The organism is Dyella soli (genome assembly GCF_054482295.1).
Genome location: NZ_JBTFFU010000003.1, coordinates 319,452 through 342,364, shown reverse-complemented (window position 1 = coordinate 342,364; position 22,913 = coordinate 319,452). Strand labels below are relative to the sequence as shown.

The 22,913-nt window shown below is 67.4% G+C and carries 17 protein-coding genes; 15 read left to right on the top strand and 2 right to left on the bottom strand.

The features are described 5' to 3' along the window. The first annotated feature begins 199 nt into the window (after positions 1 to 199). From ACXU4B_RS15875 to ACXU4B_RS15855, 5 genes are all read left to right on the top strand, one after another. Positions 200 to 1,330, top strand: coding sequence for a hypothetical protein (locus ACXU4B_RS15875; protein WP_131410744.1), 1,131 nt, complete (start codon positions 200 to 202; stop codon positions 1,328 to 1,330). A gap of 44 nt (positions 1,331 to 1,374) precedes the next feature. Beyond that, the gene (plsB, locus tag ACXU4B_RS15870; protein WP_425481411.1) at positions 1,375 to 4,032 is read left to right on the top strand and encodes a glycerol-3-phosphate 1-O-acyltransferase PlsB; all 2,658 of its coding nucleotides are present in this window, start codon (positions 1,375 to 1,377) and stop codon (positions 4,030 to 4,032) included. Between the two features lie 88 nt (positions 4,033 to 4,120). Beyond that, entirely contained in the window at positions 4,121 to 5,476 is a 1,356-nt protein-coding gene (locus ACXU4B_RS15865) for a metal-dependent hydrolase family protein (RefSeq protein WP_131410748.1), read from the top strand. Between the two features lie 932 nt (positions 5,477 to 6,408). Beyond that, positions 6,409 to 7,161 (top strand): bifunctional demethylmenaquinone methyltransferase/2-methoxy-6-polyprenyl-1,4-benzoquinol methylase UbiE, encoded by a 753-nt coding sequence (ubiE, locus tag ACXU4B_RS15860; protein ID WP_131410750.1) that lies wholly within the window; start codon positions 6,409 to 6,411, stop codon positions 7,159 to 7,161. Positions 7,162 to 7,223: 62 nt separating this feature from the next. Then, positions 7,224 to 7,883, top strand: coding sequence for a Pr6Pr family membrane protein (locus ACXU4B_RS15855; RefSeq protein ID WP_131410752.1), 660 nt, complete (start codon positions 7,224 to 7,226; stop codon positions 7,881 to 7,883). A gap of 6 nt (positions 7,884 to 7,889) precedes the next feature. On the opposite strand, the gene ACXU4B_RS15850 is transcribed toward ACXU4B_RS15855, so the two are convergent. After that, entirely contained in the window at positions 7,890 to 8,573 is a 684-nt protein-coding gene (locus ACXU4B_RS15850; protein WP_131410754.1) for a glutathione S-transferase family protein, read from the bottom strand. 12 nt (positions 8,574 to 8,585) lie between these two features. Then, entirely contained in the window at positions 8,586 to 9,512 is a 927-nt protein-coding gene (locus tag ACXU4B_RS15845; RefSeq protein ID WP_131410756.1) for a DMT family transporter, read from the bottom strand. A 108-nt stretch (positions 9,513 to 9,620) separates the two neighbouring features. Between ACXU4B_RS15845 and ACXU4B_RS15840 the strand changes: the two genes are divergently transcribed. The 10 genes from ACXU4B_RS15840 to ACXU4B_RS15795 all read left to right on the top strand — a co-directional run bounded on the left by ACXU4B_RS15840 (position 9,621) and on the right by ACXU4B_RS15795 (position 22,901). Continuing rightward, positions 9,621 to 10,130, top strand: a complete 510-nt coding sequence (locus ACXU4B_RS15840) for an Lrp/AsnC family transcriptional regulator (protein WP_131410758.1) — start codon at positions 9,621 to 9,623, stop codon at positions 10,128 to 10,130. A 110-nt stretch (positions 10,131 to 10,240) separates the two neighbouring features. Continuing rightward, positions 10,241 to 11,782, top strand: coding sequence for a S10 family peptidase (locus ACXU4B_RS15835; RefSeq protein ID WP_131410760.1), 1,542 nt, complete (start codon positions 10,241 to 10,243; stop codon positions 11,780 to 11,782). Between the two features lie 27 nt (positions 11,783 to 11,809). Beyond that, positions 11,810 to 13,384 carry a S10 family peptidase gene (locus ACXU4B_RS15830; protein WP_131410762.1) on the top strand — a complete coding sequence of 525 codons (1,575 nt, stop codon included), beginning with the start codon at positions 11,810 to 11,812 and terminating at the stop codon, positions 13,382 to 13,384. After that, positions 13,381 to 15,078, top strand: a complete 1,698-nt coding sequence (gene acpA / locus ACXU4B_RS15825; RefSeq protein ID WP_240734104.1) for an acid phosphatase — start codon at positions 13,381 to 13,383, stop codon at positions 15,076 to 15,078. Before ACXU4B_RS15830 ends, acpA begins: the two co-directional genes overlap by 4 nt. 97 nt (positions 15,079 to 15,175) lie before the next feature. Beyond that, entirely contained in the window at positions 15,176 to 15,517 is a 342-nt protein-coding gene (locus ACXU4B_RS15820; protein WP_205746578.1) for an EF-hand domain-containing protein, read from the top strand. A gap of 103 nt (positions 15,518 to 15,620) precedes the next feature. After that, on the top strand, positions 15,621 to 17,480 hold the full coding sequence (locus ACXU4B_RS15815) for a M1 family metallopeptidase (protein WP_131410764.1): 1,860 nt from the start codon (positions 15,621 to 15,623) through the stop codon (positions 17,478 to 17,480). An 81-nt stretch (positions 17,481 to 17,561) separates the two neighbouring features. Continuing rightward, positions 17,562 to 18,566 (top strand): alpha/beta fold hydrolase, encoded by a 1,005-nt coding sequence (locus ACXU4B_RS15810; protein WP_131410766.1) that lies wholly within the window; start codon positions 17,562 to 17,564, stop codon positions 18,564 to 18,566. Between the two features lie 112 nt (positions 18,567 to 18,678). Continuing rightward, entirely contained in the window at positions 18,679 to 19,326 is a 648-nt protein-coding gene (locus ACXU4B_RS15805; protein WP_131410768.1) for a cupredoxin domain-containing protein, read from the top strand. Between the two features lie 9 nt (positions 19,327 to 19,335). Continuing rightward, on the top strand, positions 19,336 to 21,678 hold the full coding sequence (locus ACXU4B_RS15800; RefSeq protein ID WP_131410770.1) for a putative bifunctional diguanylate cyclase/phosphodiesterase: 2,343 nt from the start codon (positions 19,336 to 19,338) through the stop codon (positions 21,676 to 21,678). Beyond that, complete coding sequence (locus ACXU4B_RS15795) at positions 21,672 to 22,901, top strand: porin family protein (RefSeq protein ID WP_131410772.1); 1,230 nt, start codon at positions 21,672 to 21,674, stop codon at positions 22,899 to 22,901. The genes ACXU4B_RS15800 and ACXU4B_RS15795 overlap by 7 nt, the downstream gene beginning before the upstream one ends. The last annotated feature ends 12 nt before the right edge of the window (positions 22,902 to 22,913 follow it).

Below are 22,913 nucleotides of genomic sequence, written 5' to 3'. Positions count from 1 at the left end.
CTTGAAACTGCCGCAGGCAAGGCCATTTCCCTTCCGGCTCTGCCGGATTACCCCGTGAGGCTCAACGCCCGCGGGGTTTTCTTTTTGGGCGCTCCTTAACGCCCCGGGCCATGGCCCCTTGTTCAGCCGGAGCCGACCCGCTTACGCTCGGCTGACCGCCCCGCAGCCAGTTCCACCGGGCGCCACCATTCGAGACTCCATGCGTCGCTCATCCGTCTACTTCGCCGTTGGCGCGTTTGTCGCCCTGCTGGTGCTGGCCTCGGTGCTCGCCCTGGTGATGACCACGTCGCACAAGAACGCCCCCGTGGTGGTCACGGTCGGCGGCGAAACGCCGGAGGCGTCGGTGCAGCAGTCGCTGGCCCTGATCAAGGCAGGCGACTTCGCCAACTTCTGGAAGCATGCCCTGCCGCCGGCGGACTACGAAACGCTGCGCGCCGACTGGGCGCGACCGCGTCCGGACGAACATCCGATCAGCCCCGAGGATCGCGCCGACTTCATCCGCAACATGCAGCAGCTGACCGCCCCCGACGCGGAGACCAGGCTCTATGCCGCGGCCCGGCCCAAGCTGGCCCAGCTGCAGCAGCAGTACCACGACCAGTTGCCGGTGATGATCGGCATCGGCCAGGCCATCGCCGCCACCGGCATCGCGCAGAGCAAGGAGCTGACCAACCTGCAGAAGCAGCAGGCCACGGAAGCCATCAACGTGCTGGCACCGTGGGCGCAACGGGTCGCATGGTTCGACCAGGCCAAGGCCAAGCAGGCCATCGCCATTGTCGTGGCGACCGCGCGCAAGCTCGACATCCAGACACCCGAGCAGCTGCACGGCATGGACTTCGACACGGCGATGCAGAAGTACAGCGCCGGCTTCCTCGGCATCAAGCAGGTGCTGGGCCTGTACGGCCTGTCGATCGACCAGATCCTCGACTCCGTCCGCATCTCCCCGATCGAAAGCCGCAATGGCCACGCCCGCGTACGCATCGACTACATCCTGCTCGGCAAACCGCTTTCCACCGAGTCGAGCCTGGTCGAACAGGACGGCCGCTGGTACAGCGAGGACATGCTCAAGAATGTGCGCGACGCGCATGACCGTCTGGTCGCGCCGCCGGCACCGGGTGAGAGCACGGCTCCCGCGCCTGCCACCAGCGCACCGGGCCAACCCACCCGCACGGCCTCCGGCAAGCCGGCCATGCCATCGCCGGCCGGCCAGCCCAATGAGGGCGCCAAGGCCGGACGCACGACCACGGGCAAGGCAGCGGATAGCGCGAAGGACCGGACCACGTCGCCGGGTCGCGCCAGCGGTGCCGACCCGCAGGCCGGCACCGGACACTGAACAAGCCCACCGGCCCGGGCACCGTCACCGGTTACAATCGCAGGATGCTAAATATGTCGACCACGGACACTCCCGCCCGTAGCCGCGCGCCCTGGTGGTTCAACCTGGCCGGGCAACTGCTCGAACCCTGGGTGCGCATTCGCCGCGATCCCGCCGAACCGGCCACCCTGCTCAAGGCCGGCGCGCCGGTGTGCTATGTGATCGAGCGCGACGGCTTTTCCGATGGGCTGATCCTCGATCGCGCCTGTCGCGAGGCCGGCCTGCCCAGCCCGATGCAGCCGCTGTCCGGCACGCGCCGCAAGCGCTCGGTGTTTGCCCTGGCGCGCCGCGATGGCTGGCTGTTCGGCCGCAACCGCAAGCGCTCGCCGAACGAACCGCTGGGCCAGCTGGTGCGTTCGCTCGAAGTCGAGCCCGATCGCGATATCCAGGTCGTCCCCGTTTCCATCTATGTCGGCCGCGCGCCCACCCGTGAGTCGGGCTGGTTCAGCGTGCTGTTCTCGGAAAACTGGGTGATGGTGGGCCGCTTCCGCCGCCTGCTGGCGCTGCTGCTCAACGGCCGCGACACCGTGGTGCACTTCTCCACCCCGGTGTCCCTGCGCAGCGTGATGAACGAGGCGGGCGACATTCTTCCAGAACGCCTCACGCGCAAGATCGCCCGCGTGCTGCGTACGCATTTCCGCCGCATCCGCGCGGCGGTGATCGGCCCCGACCTGTCGCACCGGCGCACCGTGGCCGATGCCGTGCTCAATGCGGAGCCGGTCCGCGCCGCCATCGCCAGCGTCGCGGCGAAGGAAAACATCAGCCACGCCAAGGCATGGCGCAAGGCGCACGACATGGTGATGGAAATCGCCGCCGACTACTCGCACCCGGTGGTGCGCTCGGTGTCGTTCCTGCTGTCGAACTTCTGGAACAAGCTGTACGACGGCATCGCCATGCACCACTTCGAGAAGGCCCGCGCCGCCGCGCCGGGCCACGAAGTGGTGTACGTGCCCTGCCATCGCAGCCATGCCGACTACCTGCTGCTGTCCTACCAGCTGCACATGTCCGGCGTGGTTGTGCCGCACATCGCGGCGGGCGTGAACCTCAACCTGCCGGTGATCGGCCCGATCCTGCGTCGCGGCGGTGCGTTCTTCCTGCGCCGCAGCTTCAAGGGCAATGCGCTGTACTCGGTGGTGTTCAACGAATACCTCGCGCAGCTGATCGACCGCGGCGTGCCGATCGAATACTTCACCGAGGGCGGCCGCTCGCGTACCGGCCGACTGCTGGCGCCGCGCGCCGGCATGCTGGCGATGACCGTGCGCGCGTTCCTGCGCGCACCGCGTCGCCCGGTGCTATTCCAGCCCGTGTACATCGGCTACGAAAAGCTGATGGAGGGCAAGAGCTATATCGGCGAGCTGTCCGGCAAGCCGAAGGAGAAGGAATCGCTGCTCGGCCTGCTGCGCGGCCTCAAGGTGCTGCGCCAGCGCTACGGCCACGTGGCGCTGAGCTTCGGCGAGCCGATCGAACTCAATCCGCTGCTCGATGCCGCCAGCGCCGACTGGCGCGCCGCCACGGCCGACCCGGATGCCAAACCGGAATGGCTGGGGCGCGTGGTCGATGACCTCGCCGAGCGCATCCAGATCAACATCAACCGCGCGGCGGACGTCAATCCCATCAACCTGCTCGCGCTGGCCCTGCTGGCCACGCCCAAGCACGCGATGGCGGAGAACGACCTGCTGGTGCAGCTGGAGCTGATGAAGGCGCTGCTGGAAGAGCTGCCCTACTCCGACCGCATGACGATGACCGCCATGGACCCGGCCGGCATCATCGCCTACGGCGAGCAGATGGGCTGGATCCGCCGCGTGCGCCATTCGCTGGGCGACGTGCTGGTGACCGAAGACGAACAGGCCGTCCTGCTCAGCTACTTCCGCAACAACGTGCTGCACCTCACGGCGACCGCCGCGTGGGTGGCATGCTGCTTCCTCAACAACCGCCGCATGTCGCGCGCCTCGGTGCTGCGCCTGGGCCGCATCATCTACCCGTTCATCCAGGGCGAGCTGTTCCTGCCGTGGGACTCGGACGGCTTTTGCGCGCAGCTCACGGCGACCATCGACTTCTTCGTGCGCCGCGGCCTGCTCGAGGCCACCGGCGACGGCCGCGTGCTCGAACGCGGTCCCGGCCAGGACGATGCGGCGTACCAGCTCAAGACCATTGCGCGCAGCCTGATCCAGGCGTTCGAGCGCTACTACATCACGGTCGCCGCGCTGGTGAAGAACGGCCCGCACACGCTCACCTCGGCCGAACTCGAGAACGCCTGCGCGCTCACCGCCCAGCGCCTGTCCCTGCTCAACGAACTGTCGGCGCCGGAATTCTTCGACAAGGCCCTGTTCCGCGGCTTCATCCAGAAGCTGCGCGAGAGCCGCATCGTGTGGACCGACGAAGGCGGCAAGCTCGACTACGACCGCGGACTGGAAGACATGGTGCGCGATGCGCGCGTGATCCTCGCGCGTGAAGTCCGCCATTCCATCCTCAAGATCACGCCGGGCGGCGATGGCGAGCGGGACACCGCGACGCCGGCCGAACTCGCGCAGCCCGTGCCGGCGGATGCCTCCAGCGAAGCGCTGCACGAGCGGCACGTGGCGGCCGAACACCAGGCGCACGCGCCGGCGGAAGTCACCCCGGTGGCGGAAGAAGCCGGCAACGACGCGCCGCCGGAAGACTGACTCCAGCCGACCCGAGGGGTGACGAAAGTCACCCCTCGCGGCGTGCGTGGCTCCCCCTAAGATGGTCGCTTCATCCGGGGAGCTCACCATGACCACACGCGTTGCCATTGCCATCGCCGCCGCGCTCGCGCTGCCGGCCGCCATCGCCGCCGAGGCGCCTGCCGCCAACCACGACGTCACCGTGCTGCATTGCGCGCGCATGGTCGACCCTGCCGCGGGCAAGCTGCTGGGCGAAACCACGCTGGTGATCGAGGGCAACCGGGTCAAGGAGATCAGGAGCGGCAACGCCGACGACAAGCCTTATCGCGACGCCGCCGGCGCAGCGAACGCGCACTTCGCGGTGCTGAGCCTGGCCGACGCCACCTGCCTGCCCGGCCTGATCGACTCGCACACGCACTTGTCGTTCGAAACCAGCCCCACCACCTATTCCGACCAGTTCCGCTGGAACGTGGCCGACTATGCCGTGCGCTCGACGGTCTACGCGCGCCGCACGCTGATGGCCGGCTTCACCGCCGTGCGCAACGTGGGTGACGGCAACAACGAGTCCATTGCCCTGCGCAATGCGATCAACGCCGGCATCGTGCCGGGCCCGCGCATGTTCACCGCCGGCAAGCCGATCGGCACCACCGGCGGCCATGCCGATCCGACCGACGGCTACCGTTCGGACCTGGCCGGCAACCCGGAAGCGAAGGACGGCGTCATCAACAGCCCCGAGGACGCCTACAAGGCCGTGCGCCAGCACTACAAGGACGGCGTCGACGTCATCAAGATCATGCCGTCCGGTGGCGTGCTGGACGAAAGCAGCAGCGCCGACAACGCGCAGATGACCACCGAGGAGATCAGGGCCGTGGTCACCGCCGCGCACGACTACGGTTTCACCGTGGCCGCCCACGCGCATGGCGCCGAAGCGATCCGTCGCGCGGTGCTGGCCGGCGTCGACTCGATCGAGCACGGCACCTTCATGAACGACGAGGACATGAAGCTGATGAAGGAACACGGCACCTGGTACGTGCCCACCATCATCGCGGGCAAGTACGTGCAGGAAATGGCCGCCAAGCCGGGCTACTACCCCCCGCAGGTGGCTGCCAAGGCCTTGCAGGTGGGCCCGATCATCCAGGCCACCGCCGGCAAGGCCTACAAGGCCGGCGTGAAGATCGCCTTCGGCACCGACTCCGCCGTCTATCCGCACGGCCAGAACGCCAAGGAGTTCGAGTACATGGTCCAGGCCGGCATGCCGGCGATGTACGTGCTGCAGGCAGCCACCACGCATGCCGCCGAACTGCTGCACAAGCAGAACGACCTGGGCCAGATCGCCGTGGGCCGACGCGCCGACGTGATCGCCGTGCCGGGCAATCCGCTGGATGACATCACCGCGATGCAGCGCGTGAATTTCGTCATGAAGGACGGCGTGGTCTACAAGCAGGACGGCAAGCCGATGATGTAACGCCGCCTGGCTCCCTCTCCCCCAAGGGGAGAGGTTGGTGGCGGTGGGGCGGACGGCCGGCAGGACTTGATTGAAGCCGTCGTCCCTGCGGAGGCAGGGACCCGGCGCCTTTCGCGCTGGCCAAGGTGGATTCGACTAGCGTGCCGCCTACGCGGCGGGCGTTTCGACCTCCTGCCGGAGGCCGAGTCACTTTTCTTTTGCTGGCCCACGCACGCGCAGAAGCGCGTGCGCACGGCGAAGCCGGCCCGAAGGGCGGAGGGCAGGATGCCCGGAGTCAAAGAAAAGTAACCCAAAGAAAATGGCCTTCAGAGCCAGGGCTCATAGCGTTATGCGGGATAGAAGCGTCGGGCGACTGGTGCGAGCCGAATCAGGGACGTGCTACCTCGAAGGGTGTCGCTGCACCGCAACGCGCCGTGGTGGTGAGGACTTAAAGCGGGGCTTGGGCACCGTTGGGTGTTCTCTGAAGATTGCCCCCTCACCCCGGCCCTCTCCCCGGCGGGGAGAGGGAGAGATGTGATGAACGCCCAACCCCCAAAAACTCGCCAGAACCGCAATAAGTCCTCACCGCCTCGGCGCGTTGCGGTGTAGCCACCACACAGCGGCGAAGGTGGTCGCAATCCGGGCTCCGGGACCTCCAAGGCTTTTCCCAACAGACCGCTGCCAGCTCTTCAGGTCGTTTTCTTTGGGTTACTTTTCTTTTGGACCCGCAAAAGAAAAGTGACTCGAGCGTCGGCAGACGATCGAAACGCCCGCCGCGTAGGTGGCAACCTGGCGGCAACGTGTCTATCGAAGGAAGGTCGGGCACCGGGTACACCCCTACAGCAGGAGGACGGACGACCATCTGGCGAGACCAACCTCACGCCATCGCCCCGTGCAGGCGAAAACCGCCCCCGCCAAGTGAGCCCGACACCCCAATCCGCTACCATGGACAGATGAACGAACAGCCCAAAACCACCCATTTCGGTTTCCGCGACGTCCCTGTTTCCGACAAGCAGAAACTCGTCGGCCAGGTGTTCACCTCCGTCGCGCGCAACTACGACCTGATGAACGACCTGATGTCGCTGGGCATCCATCGCCTGTGGAAGCGCCATTTCGTGGCGATCAGCGGCGTGCGTCGCGGCGACCGCGTGCTCGACCTGGCCGGCGGCACCGGCGACATCGCCGCGCTGCTCAAGCCGGTGGTGGGCGCCGAAGGCGAGATCGTGGTGGGCGACATCAACGCCGCCATGCTCGGCGTGGGCCGCGACCGGCTCACGGACCGCGGCCTGGTCTCGGGCCTGCGCTGGGCGCAGCTCAACGCCGAAAGCCTGCCATTCCCGGACAACAGCTTCGACGCGGTGACCATGGCCTTTGGCCTGCGCAACGTCACCGACAAGGACAAGGCGCTGGCCGATATCTGCCGCGTGCTCAAGCCCGGCGGACGCGCGCTCGTGCTGGAATTCTCGCGGGTGCAGAGCGACCTCTTCAGCAAGCTCTACGACTTCCACTCCTTCAAGGTCCTGCCGCGGCTGGGCCAGCTGTTCGCCGGCGACGCCGACAGCTACCAGTACCTGGCCGAGTCGATCCGCAAGCATCCGGACCAGGAAACCCTCAAGGGCATGATGGAACGTGCCGGCTTCGGTCGCGTGGACGTGCGCAACCTCAGCAACGGCATCGTGGCGATCCATCGCGGATACAAGTTCTAGACCTGCCCCGCAGCTGCGGGACCGCGAACGGCAAGCTGCATCGCAACGACCCGGAACCGCCCATGACGCAACCCTATCGCCCACTCGCTGCCGTCGGCGCCCTGCTCGGGTGGTTCGCGCTGGTCCTGCAGCTGTGGTTGTCGATCGAGCTGACCGAGGCGCAGGGCAAGGGCGCGCTGGCGGGTGTGTGGATCTACCTCGGCTTCTACACCATCCTCACCAACCTGCTGGTGGCCAAGGCGTTGTCGTCCGCGGCGATCGGCCCACGCAGCCCGGTGATCCGTTTTTTCCTGCGACCCGGCGTGCAGACGGCGCTGGCGATGAGCATCGTCATCGTGGGGCTGATCTACAACGTCATGCTGCGCCAGCTGTGGCACCCGCAAGGATGGCAGCTGGTGGCGGACGTGATCGTGCACGACGTGATGCCGCCGCTGTACCTGCTGTACTGGTGGCTGGCCGTGCCCAAGGACAGCCTGCGCTGGTGGCAGGTGCTGGTGTGGCAGTGCTATCCGGCCGCTTATTTCTTCTACGTGCTGGTACGCGGCGCGATCAATGGCTGGTATCCGTACCCGTTCCTTGATGTCGCCGCGCTGGGCTACCTGGAAGTGCTGGGGGACGCGATCGCCGTGCTGCTGGCCTTCATCGCGGTGGGCCTGGTGCTGGTGGCACTGGGGCGCTGGCAGGCACGGCGCAGCGGACGCGCGGCGATCGATCCGGCCTGAGGCGATTCACGCCACCCGCAGGTCTTCCAGCACGTCGCCGTGGCCGCGGATTTCTTCCTCGTGGGCTTCGTCGCGCCAGCTTTCGGCGAGCGCCGCCTCGTACCAGCGACGCATCGAGGGCAGCGCCAGCATGCGCCGGGCGTAGTCGGCGGCGGGACGATCGAGCTCGATGCCGTAGGTCTGCACGCGGAACACGACCGGCGCAAAGAACGCGTCGACGGCGGTGAAGGCCGGGCCGGCCAGGAACGGGCCGCCGAAGCGTTGCAGGCCCTGCAGCCACAGTTCGTTGATGCGCGCGATATCCGAACGCAGGGCCGCGTCGATGCCACGCAGGCGTACGCGCATGCCGCAGCTCATGCCGCATTGATTGCGCAGCGCGGCGAAACCCGAATGCATCTCGGCCGAGGCGCAGCGGGCCCAGGTGCGCGCCGCGTTGTCGGCAGGCCACACGCCCGGGTGGCGCTCGGCGAGATACTCGACGATGGCCAGCGAATCCCACACCACGGTGTCGCCATCGCGCAGGCAGGGCACGCGACCCGACGGCGAGAACTCGCGAAAGGCTTCCCAGTTCGAGCCCGGCCCGAAGGCGACGGCCTTTTCCTCGAAGGCGATGCCCAACTCGCTCAACAGCAACCACGGACGCAGGGACCACGACGAGTAGTTCTTGTTGGCAATGTAGAGCACGGGCATGGGCGACTTTCCTCAGTGCTGCTTGGCAGGCGTGGTGGCGGCGACGGTGGCGGTTGGCCTGGCGCTGCGGCGTCGCGCATTGGCTAGCACCACGCCGCCTACGGTGATCACGCCGCCGACCAGAGTCAACAGGGTCGGACGCTCACCCAGCCACACCCAGCCGATCAGTACGGCGATCGGCGGCGAGAAGTAGATGAAGCTGCTGACCTGGGAAGCCGACGCGCGATGCAGCGCGGCATTCCAGGCGATGTAACCGATGAAGGTAGGCGCGATGCCCAGCCACAGCAGCGCGTAGATGTGCGCGGCCGGTGCCACCGCCAGCGCGTGCGGCAGGCCCAGGCCGAACGGAAGCGTGCCGAGCATGCCCGCGAAGAAGGTGAAGCCGGTGACGCCCAGCATGCTGTTGCGCGTGAAGAACGGCTTTTGCCCGACGAAGAAGATCGCCGACGACAGCACGCTCACCAGCACCAGCGCGGCCATGGGTTCCACCTTGACTTCCTTGCCGCTGGTCAGCACCACCACGACGACACCGACCAGCGCCACGCCCAGGCCGGTGAGCGTGCGCGGCGACAGTCGCTCGCGCAGCCAGATCGCCGACAGCGCGGCGGTGGCGGCCGGAACCAGCGAGATCAGGATCGCGGCCGTGCCACTGGCCACGCGGGTCTCGGCCGTGTTCAGGCACAGGTGGTAGGCGGTCAGGCCGATCACGCCAAGCGCCGCCAGTTGCGGCCAGTCGCGGCGTGCCGGCATCGGTACGCGCTTGACCACCAGCAGCACGGCAAAGCAGATCGAGCCGATGGCAAGTCGCGCCAGCGCCACTTCGCCGGGTGTAAACGAGGCCAGCGCGTAGGCGATCGCGGCATAGGCCGAGGACCAGGTAAGCAGGGCGATGGCGATATAGGCGAGGGCCCGCCCGTCCAGGCGTTCCGGGGTCTGCATGGGAAAATTCCGAGTGGGGAATGTGCGCATCGTAGTCGTGGATGGCCTGCGCCCGGAATATTGAATCAGCGTAGGATGGGCATGTTTCGCCAACGATCGAAATGTCCAATGAACGCCATCACCTTTGAATCGAAACCGTCCTGGGACAGTACGGACTGGCAGCTGCTGGAAGCCCTGCAGCAGGACGCGCGCCTGGGCTATGCCGAACTGGGTCGCAAGGTGCGCCTGTCGGCGCCCGCGGTGGCCGAGCGCGTCAAACGCATGGAGGAAGCCGGCGTGATCACCGGCTACCGGGCCGTGGTCAACCCACGCAAGCTGGGCTATGAGATCGACGCCATGATCCGGCTGCGCTGCGACGGCGGCACCTGCTCGCGCGTGGGGATGCTGGTGGCGGACATTCCCGAAGTGCTCGAGTGTCGCCGCCTCGCCGGCGAGGATTCGGCCCTGCTGCACGTGGTGGCGATGTCGGTCGGCCATCTGGAAACCGTGCTCGACCGCCTGCTGAAGATCCACCCGAGCGTCAACACCACCACGCTCATCGTGCTGCAGACGGCGCACGAAAACCGGCCGATGACACGCGCCATGTGGAACAGCGCGCGGGCGATGCTGGACGACTGAGCCCGACCAAGGTCGCATCCGCATCCAGTACTTTTGTCACGGTCGCGCTGCGGCCGCGATACGCATACTCCGGTGGATTACATCGATCCAGAATCCTCCGGGGGAGTTGCATGCGTCGTCTGTTCCATCTGTTGTTGTGCGGCAGTCTCGTGCTGTCACCCTGCACTGCCCTGCTGGCCAGGGAAGCGCCCGCCGACAAGGCCGCCACCAACAAGGACGAGGACGTCCAGGCCCCCTCCAGCGAAACCGCCGTTCGCACCCGGCACAGCGTCAGCATCCACGGTCACTCCGTCGCCTATACGGCCACGGCCGGTACGGTGATCATCCGCGACGAGAAGGGCCAGCCACAGGCCAGCGTGTTCTACGTGGCGTACACCGTCGATGGCGGCAAGGCCGCGCAGCGGCCGGTGACCTTCCTCTACAACGGTGGACCGGGCTCCTCCAGCATGTGGCTGCACATGGGCTCGTTCTCGCCGGTGCGCATCCAGACGGCCGCACCGGAAGCCACCGCGCCCGCGCCGTACCAGCTGGTGCCCAATGACGAAAGCCTGCTCGACAAGACCGACCTGGTCTTCATCGACGCGGTCGGCACCGGCTACTCGCGCCCGCTGGGCAAGGCCACCGGCAAGGACTTCTGGGGCGTGGACCAGGACGTGTCGGCGTTCTCGCGCGCCATCCAGCGCTACGTGACGATCAACAACCGCTGGAATTCGCCGAAGTTCCTCTACGGCGAAAGCTACGGCACCACGCGCTCCGGTGCGCTGGTCGATGCGCTGCAGGACAAGGGCATGTCGTTCAACGGCGTGATCCTGATGTCGACCATCCTCAACTACGGCGTGCGCATGCCGGGCTATGACGAGATGTTCATCGGCTACGTGCCCAGCTATGCAGCAGCCGCCTGGTACCACAACAAGCTCGCCAACAAGCCTGCCGACCTGAAGGCCTACCTCGACCAGGTGCGCGCGTTCGCACGCGGGCCGTATGCCGCCGCGCTGGCCCAGGGGCAGGACCTGCCGGCCGCCGAGGCCGACGCCGTGGCGCGCCAGCTTGCCGGCTACACCGGCCTGTCGGCGAGCTACATCAAGGCCGCCAACCTGCGCGTGGAGCCGGCCCGCTTCCGCAAGGAACTGCTGCGCGACCAGCGCCGCACCATCGGCCGCTTCGACGCCCGCTTCGAAGGCGTCGACGACGACGCGGCCGGCGAAGCGCCCGACTTCGACGCTTCCGACGCGGGCATCAGCGGCGCCTTCGTCACCGCCTTCCACAACTACGTCACCACCGAGCTGAACTACCACAGCGATCTCGACTATCGCCCGACCTTCGGCGACATCGGCAAGGACTGGGACTGGAAGCACCAGGCGGCCGGCATCAAGCGCCCGCTGCAGACGGCCTACGTCGCGGGCGATCTTGCGCACGCGATGCGCACCAACCCGAACCTGCAGGTGCTCTCGGTCAACGGCTACTACGACTTCGCCACGCCGTTCTTCATCACCGAGTACGACCTGGCGCACATGAACCTGGATGCCTCGCTGCGCGGCAACCTGCACTTCGTGTACTACCCCTCGGGGCACATGGTCTATCTGAACACCGAGTCGCTGAAGCAGCTCAAGGCCGACCTGGCCCGCTACTACGACAGCACCAACCATTCCTGATTTCCGCCGTACCGGAGACGTTTTTCGATGCGTAATCTTTCGTTTGCCTCGCTCGCCCTGGCCACCATGCTGGCCCTGGGCACCCAGCCGCTGCATGCCGCCGACAAGGACACCAAGGACACCTCCAAGGCCCAGGCCGACACCGGCGACAAGGACAAGGGCGACAAGAGCGCCACCGACGAGCAGCCGGTTCCGGCCGAGCGCACCGTCGTGACCAAACACAGCGTGCGCATCGGCGGACGCACGGTGAACTACACCGCCACTGCCGGCACCATGCTGGTGCGCGACGACAAGGGCAAACCGACGGTGAGCTTCTTCTACGTCGCCTACACCGCCGAGGGCGGCAAGTCGGGCAAGCGGCCGCTGACGTTCTTCTACAACGGCGGACCGGGTTCATCCTCGATGTGGCTGCACATGGGCTCGTATGGCCCGGTGCGCGTGGCCAACGATGGCGACAAGCCGGTGCCGCCGGCGCCGTACCGCACCGTGCCGAATGAATTCAGCCTGCTCGACAAGAGCGACCTGGTGTTCATCGACGCGCCCGGCACCGGTTATTCGCAGCTGGTGGGCAAGGCCGAGGGCAAGGATTTCTACGGCGTGGACCAGGACGCCGATGCCTTCACCCGGCTGATCACGCGCTATGTCAGCCAGAACAACCGCTGGAACTCGCCCAAGTTCCTGTTCGGCGAGAGCTATGGCACCACGCGCTCGGCCGTGCTGGTCAAGTCGCTGCAGGAAAAGGGCATGGAGTTCAACGGCGTCGTACTGATGTCGTCGATCCTCGATTTCGCCGTGGCGGCACAGGGCATCGACCATGGTTACGTGGTGAACCTGCCGACCGAGGCCGCGATTGCCTGGTACCACAACAGGGTGCCGAACAAGCCGGCCGACATCGGCAGCTTCCTGGCCGACGTGCGCCGCTTCGCCTCGGGCGACTACACCCTGGCGCTGGCCAAGGGCGACGCCCTCGAGCCGGCCGAAGCCGATCGCGTCGCTGCCCAGCTGAGCCGCTACCTTGGCCTGTCGCCGCAGTACATCAAGGATGCGAACCTGCGCATCGGTCCGAGCCGCTTCCGCAAGGAGCTGATGCGCAATGACCGCCGCACGGTCGGACGTCTGGACGGCCGTTTCGAAGGCATCGACCCGGATGCCGCCGGCGAGACGCCCGACGGCGACACCGCCAGCGACGCCATCACCGGCGCCTACGTGGCATCGTTCAACCAGTACGCGGCCAGCGAACTGAAGTTCACCGAGGATCGCCCGTACCTGCCCAACAACTACGGCGTGATCGGCAAGGGCTGGGACTGGAAGCGCAAGGACAGCGGCGGCTGGACGCAGGCCACTTATGTGGGCAACGACCTGGGCGCCGCGATGCGTCGCAACCCGCACCTGAAGGTGTTCTCGGCCAACGGCTACTACGACCTGGCCACGCCGTTCTACGCCACCGAGTTCGACCTCACGCACCTGGGGCTGGAACCCGCGCAGCGCAAGAACATTTCCTATGGCTTCTATCCGTCCGGCCACATGATCTACATCGACCAGCCGTCGTTGCAGCAGAGCAAGGCCGACCTGGCGCGCTTCTACGACGACGCCGCTCCGTGACGAGGCCGTCTTCGCCTGACGACGGCGCGTCGATACCCGACGCGCCGCTGGATCCGTCACGCCGCCGCCTGCTCGGCGGCATGGCGGCCACCGGTGCCGCGCTTGCCGTGGGTGGCTACGGCGCCGCCGCCCGCGGCACCCCGCCGGCGGGCAGTCACGCGCCCACCGCGCTCGATGCGGCCCTGCGCGAACACATCAGGCAGGTCGTGGTGATCTATGCCGAGAACCGCAGCTTCAACAATCTGTTCGCCAACTTTCCCGGCGTCGAGAAGCCGCTCAACGCACTGAAGCCCGCGGACTACCAGCAGCGCGACCGCGACGGTTCGTTGCTGCAGACACTGCCGCCGATCTGGCATGGCCTGGCGCCGCAGGCGCAGGTGGTCAATCACCGCCGCTACGAGGTGAAGCAGGATGACCTGGTCGGCCTGCCGAATGCGCCGTGGGCGCTGCGTACCGGCCACGGCGAGCCGTTGCCGCATGGCGTGGTGACGCGCGACCTGGTGCATCGCTTCTACGAGAACCAGCAGCAGATCAACGGCGGCCGCAACGACGGCTTCGTCGCCTGGGGCGACACCGGCGCGATGGTGATGGGTCACTACGAGGACAGCGCCTCCCATCTGCGGCTGTGGCAGCTCGCGCGCCAGTACACGCTGTGCGACAACTTCTTCATGGGGGCGTTCGGCGGCTCGTTCCTCAACCACCAGTACCTCGTCGCGGCGCAACCGCCGTACTACCCGCAGGCGGACCAGGGCCCGGCGCGCTTCAACATCGCGGTGACCGCCAGCGGCGATCCGCTGGATCATCGCCTCAGGCTGGCGGACGACTCGCCGGCCAGCGCGATGGACGGCAAGCCGAAGTTCGCGTCGCGCAGCGCGCTCACGCCCGATTTCTGGGCGGTGAACACGATGTCGCCACCGTATGCGCCCAGCGCCACCGAGTCGCCGTCGAACGCGGCGCTGGCCGATCCCGACAGCGCCAACACGCTGCCGCCGCAGACGCACAAGACCATCGGCGATGTGCTCTCCGCCGCGAACGTGGACTGGGCCTGGTATGCGGGAGGCTGGCAGCTCGCCCTGGACGGCAAGGGCGACGGCGAGCAAAGCGAATTTCCGCAGCGCCCGAACTTCCAGGTGCACCACCAGCCGCTCAACTACTTCAAGGCCTTCGCGCCCGGCACCGAGGCACGCGTGCGCCACCTGCGCGACGCCGGCACCGGCGACACGGCGCGCGACAATCATTTCCTGGCCGATATCGCGGCCGACCGGCTGCCTGCGGTGAGCTTCTACAAGCCGCAAGGCGACCTGAACATGCACGCCGGCTACTCGGACGTGGATGCGGGCGACCGGCACATCATGCGCGTGATCGACGCGCTGCAGAAATCGCCGGCGTGGCAGCAGCTGCTGGTCATCGTCACCGTCGACGAGAACGGCGGCTGGTGGGACCACGTCGCGCCGCCGAAGGGCGATCGCTGGGGTCCGGGCTCGCGCGTGCCCGCCATCATTGTGTCGCCGTTCGCAAGGAAAGGGCACGTGGATCACACCATCTACGACTCGGGCTCGATCGCGCGCTTCCTCACCCGCCGCTTCGGCCTGGAAAAGCTGCCCGGACTGACCCTGCGCGAACAGGCGATGCTGGCCGCCGGCGGACCAGCACCGGGCGACCTGACCAACGCCCTGCACTTCGGCGCAGCCTGAACCATGCCCGGACGGCTCGCGCGGCGCGCGCCCGGGCGCAACGAAGCGCTCACAGAGTCGATGTGATACTCCGCGCAACCGCCAACGGAGCAACTCCATGCCTCGCACCCGTCTCCTTGCCGCCGCCCTCGCCATGGCCTGCGTGGCCGGCGGCGCCTACGCCCAGATCGGCCTGGGAAACATCGCCAACCAGGCCGACAATGCCTCGAAGAACTTCGACATTGCCGACAAGAACCACGACGGCCTGCTGACCAAGGAAGAAGCGCAGAAGGGCCCGGTGCCGTTCATCCGCGCGCATTTCGACCAGATCGACAAGGCCAAGCGCGGCGCCGTTTCCAAAGAGGACGTGAAGGAATACGTCCGCGCCATGCAGCAGCAGAAGCAGAAGCACGCACCGGCCCCGGCAGCGGCCCCGGCGCCGGCCAGCACCAGCCATTGAGCTTTCCGCGCGGCGCTTGGCGCGGCCGGGGGTGACCTTCGGTAGCGGCCGCCGCCGCGCCGTCGATGGCATACTCGGCGCTCCTGCTGATGGAGTTCCACCGATGCGCCCGTTCCATGCCCTTGCCGTCGGCGCCCTCGTGCTGCCGCTGAGCGCCTTCGCCGCCGACCCGCATTCCTATGCCCAGCCCGACCAGGTGCGCGTGACCCACCTGGACCTGGACCTGAAGATCGACTTCCCGCGCAAGCAGCTCGACGGCCAGGCCACGCTCAAGCTGGACTGGAAGGACGCCAAGGCGCCGTCGCTGGTGCTCGATACGCGCGACCTGAAGATCGCCAGCGTCGAAGGCGTGGATGACGCCGGCAAGGCCACCGCGCTGAAATATGCGCTGGCTCCGCGCGACAAGGAGCTGGGCAGCAAGCTCACCATCGACACCCCGCGGCACCCGGTGCAGGTGCGCATCGTCTACTCGACCGTGCCCACCGCCTCCGGCCTGCAGTGGCTGACGCCGGAACAGACCGCCGACAAGAAGCTGCCCTTCATGTTTTCGCAGTCCGAGTCCATCCATGCGCGCTCGTGGGTGCCGCTGCAGGATTCGCCGGCCATCCGCTTCACCTATAGCGCGCATGTCAGCGCGCCGAAGGACGTGCGCGTGGTAATGAGCGCGATCAACGATGCGAAGCATCCGCTCGACGGCGACTACCGCTTCAACCAGCCGCATCCGATTCCGTCCTACCTGCTGGCCATCGGCGCGGGCGACATCGCCGCCAGGGAAACCGGCCCGCGCTCGGCCGTCTACGCGGAACCCAGCGTCGTGGGCAAGGCCGCGCGCGAATTCGAAGACACCGAAAAGCTGATCGCGGCCACCGAAAAGCTCTACGGGCCGTATGCGTGGGACCGCTACGACCTGCTGGTGCTGCCGCCGTCCTTCCCGTTCGGCGGCATGGAAAACCCCAACATGACGTTCGCCACGCCGACGCTGCTGGTGGGCGACAAGAGCCTGGTGTCGGTGATCTCGCATGAGCTGGCCCATTCCTGGTCGGGCAACCTGGTGACGAGTGCCGCCTGGCGCGACATCTGGCTCAACGAGGGTTTCACCACCTACGTGCAGGGCCGCATCACCGAGGCCGTCTATGGCAAGTCGCTGGCCGACGAGGAAGCGCTGATCTCCGCGCGCGGCCTTGAGAAGTCCATCAAGGACAAGGCCATTGCGGAGAATGCGCAGCGTCTCGCGCCCAAGCCCGGCATCGGCGCCGACGATTCGATTTCCGAAGTGCCATACGACAAGGGCAGCTGGTTCCTGCGCACGCTGGAGCAGCGCTTTGGCCGCGACACGTTCGATGCGTATCTGAAGGGCTACTTCGCGCACTTCGCTTTCCAGAGCATCACCACCGAGCAGATGCTCGATTACCTGAAGGCGAACCTGTTCGACAAGAATCCCGGCAAGATGAGCTGGGATGAAGTGAAGCAGTGGGTGTACGAGCCGGGCATCCCGAAGGACGCCCCGCTGCCGGATTCGCCGCGCTTCGATGCGATCGACAAGCAGCGCGCCGCGTTCCTCGGCGGCACGCTCGCCGCCGACAAGCTCGACGCCAAGGGCTGGAACACGCAGGAGTGGATGTATTTCCTCGACGGCATGCCCGACGCGCCCGCGCTCGACAAGGTCAGGCAGCTCGATGCCAGCTGGCATCTCACCGGCACGCCCAACGCCGAAATCGGCATGCGCTGGTACACCCATGCCATCGCCGCCGGCGACAAGGACGTGTGGAACGCCGCCGCCGAGCACATGACCCGCATCGGCCGCCTCTACCTCACCATGCCGCTGTACAAGGCCTTCGCCAAGACGCCCGAGGGCCTCGCCTTCGCCGAGCAGGTGTATGCCAAGGCCCGGGGCGGCTACCACCCGATGACGCAGGACGCGGTGGAAGCGGTGTTCGCCAAGGCAAAGAAGGGCAGCAAGTAAGTGCCATCGACCCTCCTCCTTGCAAAAGGAGGAGGCTGACGCCATCGATTCCCGCGCCACCTCTTGCCATCGAGCCACTCCATGCCGTCACCTGCTCCGTCGTCCAAGGCCTCCCTCCCCGCGCGCCCGCTGTGGCAGCGGCTGGCGCTGCGCCGGCTGAAGTTCCTCGCCTTCGTGGCGGTCTTCCTGGCCGTGGTGCTGGGGGGCACGTACCTGCTGGCGCCGCAATGGCTGATGAGCGCCGACGTGAAGCGCCAGGCCATGGCTGCGCATGTCGAGAAGCACTCCGTGCAGGCCGGCGACACGAACTGGGTGTATTACGAGGGTGGCCAGGGCCCGACCCTGCTGATGCTGCACGGTTTCGGCGCCAGCAAGGAGGTGTGGCTCAAGCAGGCCGAACTGCTCACCCCGCACTTCCATGTGATCGCGCCGGACCTGCCCGGCTGGGGCGAATCGACGCGCACGGAAGGCGCCAGCTACAACATCGACGCCCAGGCCGCACGCCTGCAGGGCCTGGTCGATGCCCTGCACCTGCCGCCGTTCGTGCTGATCGGCCACTCCATGGGTGGCGCCATCGCCGGCGTGTACGCGGCCGAACATCCCCAGCAGGTGGCCGAGCTGGCGCTGATCGATCCCTTTGGCCTGCAGGCGAACGAAAACGATTTTTCGCGCGAGGCCAAGGCCGGCAAGAATCCCTTCCTGTTCGACGACCGCCAGCAGTTCGGGCAGGCGATGGCGCTGGCTTTCGCCAGGCCGCCGTCGATTCCCGGCCGCTTCGTGGACGTGCTGGTCGAGCGCAACCAGGCCGATCGCGCGTTCTTCAAGCGTACCTTCGATGAACTGCGCGAGCCCTCCCAGTACCTGGCGGTGCAGAACCGGCTCGACCGGTTGCCCATGCCGGTGCTGGGCATGTGGTGCCACGACGACAAGATCATCGACATTTCCGCCCTGGACAGCCTGCGCAACGGCCTGAAGAACGCCAGCGCGATCAGCACCAGCACGCTCAGCGGCTGCAATCACATGCCGATCCTGGAAAAGCCCGAAGAAACCGCCCGCATCCTGACCGCTTTCGCGCTGTCGCACTGACTCCCGCCGGGGCCGCCGGGGCCGCCCGCCACGGCGTTTTTCCGCGCCGGGGCGGCGCTTGCCAAGCCATGCGGGTGGTGTAGGCTTGGGCTGGGGAATCCAGGGGAAGGTTATGCGTTGGCTACTTGTCGTGGTCATCGCCTTCGCGCTGTTGTATGGCCGTCAGGCCGTGGCGGGCGATCTGTTGGTGCACGTGGCGGACGAGGCCCATCGGCCCGTCAGTGATGCCGTCATCACCCTGACCTCCGAGCTGGCGCCGGCCGCGCGCCATGCCGCGCCGGCGGTGAAGACCATCGACCAGAAGAACGAAACGTTCCTGCCCTACGTGCAGGTGCTGCGGCCTGGCGACATGGCGGTATTCCGCAACAGCGATACCACGCGCCACCACGTGTACTCGTTCTCGCCGGTGAAGTCCTTCGAGTTCGTGCTGCGCCCGGGCGAGAGTTCTCCGCCGCTGACGCTTGAGCGCGTCGGCATCGCGGCGGTCGGCTGCAACATCCACGACCACATGATCACCTACCTGTACGTCTCCGACGCCGACAGCATCGCGGTGTCGGGCGTGGACGGCCACGCCACGCTCACCGACCTGGCGCCCGGACGCTACACGCTGCACGTATGGCATCCGCAGCTCCATCCCGGCCGGCCCGAAATCACCCAGGTCGTGCAGGTCAACGAACATGCCGCGCCGCCGGTGGCCATCACCCTGTCGCTCCTGCCCGATCCGCGCATGCAGATGGATCGCGAGCACATCGGGTACTGATCCCCAGCCATGGCCGCCCTCGGATTCCGCCTGCGCCTGACCCTGTTCGTGGTGACGACCATCGTCGCCGTGCAGGCGCTGACGGCCGTGCTGGTCACGCAGATCACGCGGCACCAGCTGATCGCCGAAGGCGGCCGACAACTGACCATGTCGGCAAACACGTTCGTCAACCAGCTCGACGATATCTCGGCGCGCGTGGCCGAGAGCGTGCAGGTGCTTGCGCTGGACTATGCCTTGCGCGCGGCCATCGCGCAGCGGGACCGCGACACGGTGCTCTCGGTGCTGCGCAACCATGGCCGCCGCGTCGGCGCGACGCGCATGCTGATGATCGGATTGGACGGTTCCATCCAGGCCGACACCGCGGCCAGTGGCTCCGGGCTCCAGCGCTTCCCGTTCCCCGAGCTGATGGACAGCGCCTTCACCCGGCGCACGGCCGCCGTGGTCGCGCTGGACGGGAAGGCGTACTGGATGGTGGTGGTACCCATCTATGCGCCGCAGCCGGTGGCGCTGGTGGCGGCCGGCATCCCGGTGGACGATGCCTTCCTCGCGCGCATGCAGCGCCTGTCAGCCTTGCCCAAGGACATCCAGCTGATCGCGCAGACGCGGACGGCAGCGTGGGAGGTGGTGGCGCGCAGCGACTCGCACATCGACCTGCTCGGCGGCCTGTCGGCGGCCGGGCATCCGCTGGCCGAGCAGCCCGTGCTCGAGACGGTCGACGGGCGCGAATACCTCGTGCTGGCGCGTGCGCTCGGCGATCCGCGCGCGGGTGCACCGGTGCAGGCGATCATCGGCTATTCGCTGGACGACGCCTTGCGACCCTACAAGTCGGTGCTGTCGACCTGGCTGGGCCTGCTCGCCCTCGGCCTGCTGGTGGGGCTGGCGGGCGCGTGGCTGATCGCCCGCGGCGTGTCACGCCCGGTGGAAGCGCTGGCCGCGTCGGTGCGACGCATCGAGCGCGGCGACTACAGCGCGCCGGCCCTGATCGATCGCGAGGACGAACTGGGCCAGCTGGCCGCTGCGTTCTCGACCATGACCCTGGCCATCCGCCAGCGCGAGGAGCACATCCGCTTCCAGGCGCTGCACGACGCCGTCACCGCCCTGCCCAACCGCAGCGCCGCCGAGGCCGCCATCCAGTGCAGCCTGCACGAACACGACAGTGGCGCGTTGTTGATGGTCGGCCTCACGCGCATGCCCGAGATCATCAAGACCGTAGGCCACGCACTCGGTGACCGCCTCATGCGCGACGCCGCCGAACGCATCCGCGAGGCGACAACCCGCGGCGTGGTCGCGCGCGCGTCCGATACCTCGTTCCTGGTCTGGCTGCCGGAGGCCGACCGGACTGCCGTCATCGCGCTGGCGCTTCATCTGATCGACGTGCTCAACCCGCCCTATCAGGAACGCGACGTGTCGATCGACGTGGTGCCGGCAGTGGGCATTGCGCTGTATCCCAGGCACGCAGCCGATACCAGCGAACTGCTGCAGCGGGCGGAAGTGGCGCAGTTCGCCGCCCTGCGCGTGCCGGAAGCGGTCGCCTTCTACGACGCGGCCAGCGACCCGCATCGCCCCGGACGACTCTCGCTGATGGGCGACCTGCGCGAGGCCATCGCCCACGACGACGTCGCCTTGCACTACCAACCCAAGCTCAACCTGCGCAGCGGCGTCATCGACAGCGCCGAAGCGCTGATCCGCTGGCAGCATCCGAAGCTGGGCCCCGTGCCGCCGGACGCCTTCATCACGCTGGCGGAAGAAACCGGCAACATCCACCGCGTCACCCGCTGGGCGCTCGCCAGCGCCATCGCGCAGCTGCAGCGCTGGCTGGCGCAGGGCCTCAACGTGCGCGTCGCGGTGAACCTGTCCGCGCGCGACCTGCACGACCCGGAACTGCCGCGCCGCATTGCCGACCTGCTGACCCTGCATCAGGTGGAAGCCCGCTGGCTAGAGCTGGAGATCACCGAAAGCGCGGTGATCGGCGAACCGGCAGCGGCGATCCAGGTGTTGCGCGAACTGGCCGGGCTCGGCCTGCATGTGGCCGTGGATGATTTCGGCGTGGGCGAATCGTCGCTGGCCTATCTGCGCAAGCTGCCGGTGCACGCGCTGAAGATCGACAAGATGTTCATCCAGCGCCTCGCCACCGACGCGAGCGACCGCATGATCGTCCATTCCATCGTCGAGCTCGCCCATCGCCTGAACCACCGGGTGGTCGCCGAAGGCGTCGAGGATGCAGCAGCGCTGGCCTATCTCGGCGAGGTCGGCTGCGACCATGCCCAGGGGCATCACATCGCCGCGGCGATGCCGGCCGATCACTTTGCGTCCTTCGTCGCCCACTTCGGCACGGCACCTTCCGCATGCTGAAGCGCAGGCTTCCATGGGCAGGCCTGGTCGCCTTGGCGCTGGCGGGCCCGGTGCTGGCGCAGGACGCGTCGCTGCACGCGTACATCGATGCACGGCTGGTGTCCGCGCCCGACCAGCCCAGCTGGACCCAGGGTGGCGTCGGCAAGGCACGCTACGGCCGCGGCGACAACGGCCTGCAGTTTGGCGGCGGCGCCGTGGTGGGAACCATCCAGGCGACGCCGTCGCTGCTGCTGTACGCGGACATTCAATACCAGACCACCGACCGCTCCACGCTCAGTGTGGTCGAGGCCTATCTGCGCTACCGACCGGTCTCGACCGGCGCGTGGCGCGGTTCGCTCAAGCTTGGCGTGTTCCTGCCGCCAGTGTCGCTGGAGAACGATGCCATCGGCTGGACCAGCCCCTGGACCATCACGCCTTCGGCGATCAACAGCTGGGCGGGCGAGGAACTGCGCGCCAAGGGCCTGCAGGGCGAGCTCGAATGGCGTGGTGAACGCCAGACGCTGGCGTTCGGCGGTTCGCTGTTCAAGGGCAACGATCCCACCGGCACCTTGCTCGACGTGCGCGGCTGGTCGCTGAGCGACCTCACCTCCGGCCTGGGCAGCAAGCTGCGCGAACCCGACTCCTACCTGCAGGCCTTCGGCGATCCCGACCGCCCGCGCTACGACCCGTTCCAGGAAATCGACGGGCGCTGGGGCTGGTACGCCAACCTGGCATGGCGCTCGCCGGAGCATGGCCAGCTGACCCTGATGCGCTACGACAACCGTGGCGACCCGGCGGCGCATACCACCTACGACGGCTCCGCCGACGTGTTCGCGTGGCGCACGTATTTCTGGAGCGCGGGTGCGCGCACCGATACCGGGCCGGTGACATGGATTGCACAGGCGATGGACGGCACCACCGAGATCGACCCCTTCACCGGGCTCAGGCTGGAGACGCGCTTCCGCTCGGCGTTCCTGCTGGCTGGCTGGAATCGCGGCGCGTGGCGACCGGCGCTGCGCTTCGACCATTTCAGCACGGGGGAATACCGCAACGGCGCCAGTGAGCACCAGGGCGAGAGCGGCAACGCCATCACCGCGGCGCTCAACTGGCGACCGCGGCCGTGGCTGCGCCTCACCGGGGAAGTACTGCACATCGAAGGCACGCGCTCGGTGCTGCAGGCCTTCGGCCTGCCGACGCGATTCAACGACACGCAGCTGCAGTTGAATGCGCGGCTGATCTACTGAGCGCGGACGGGC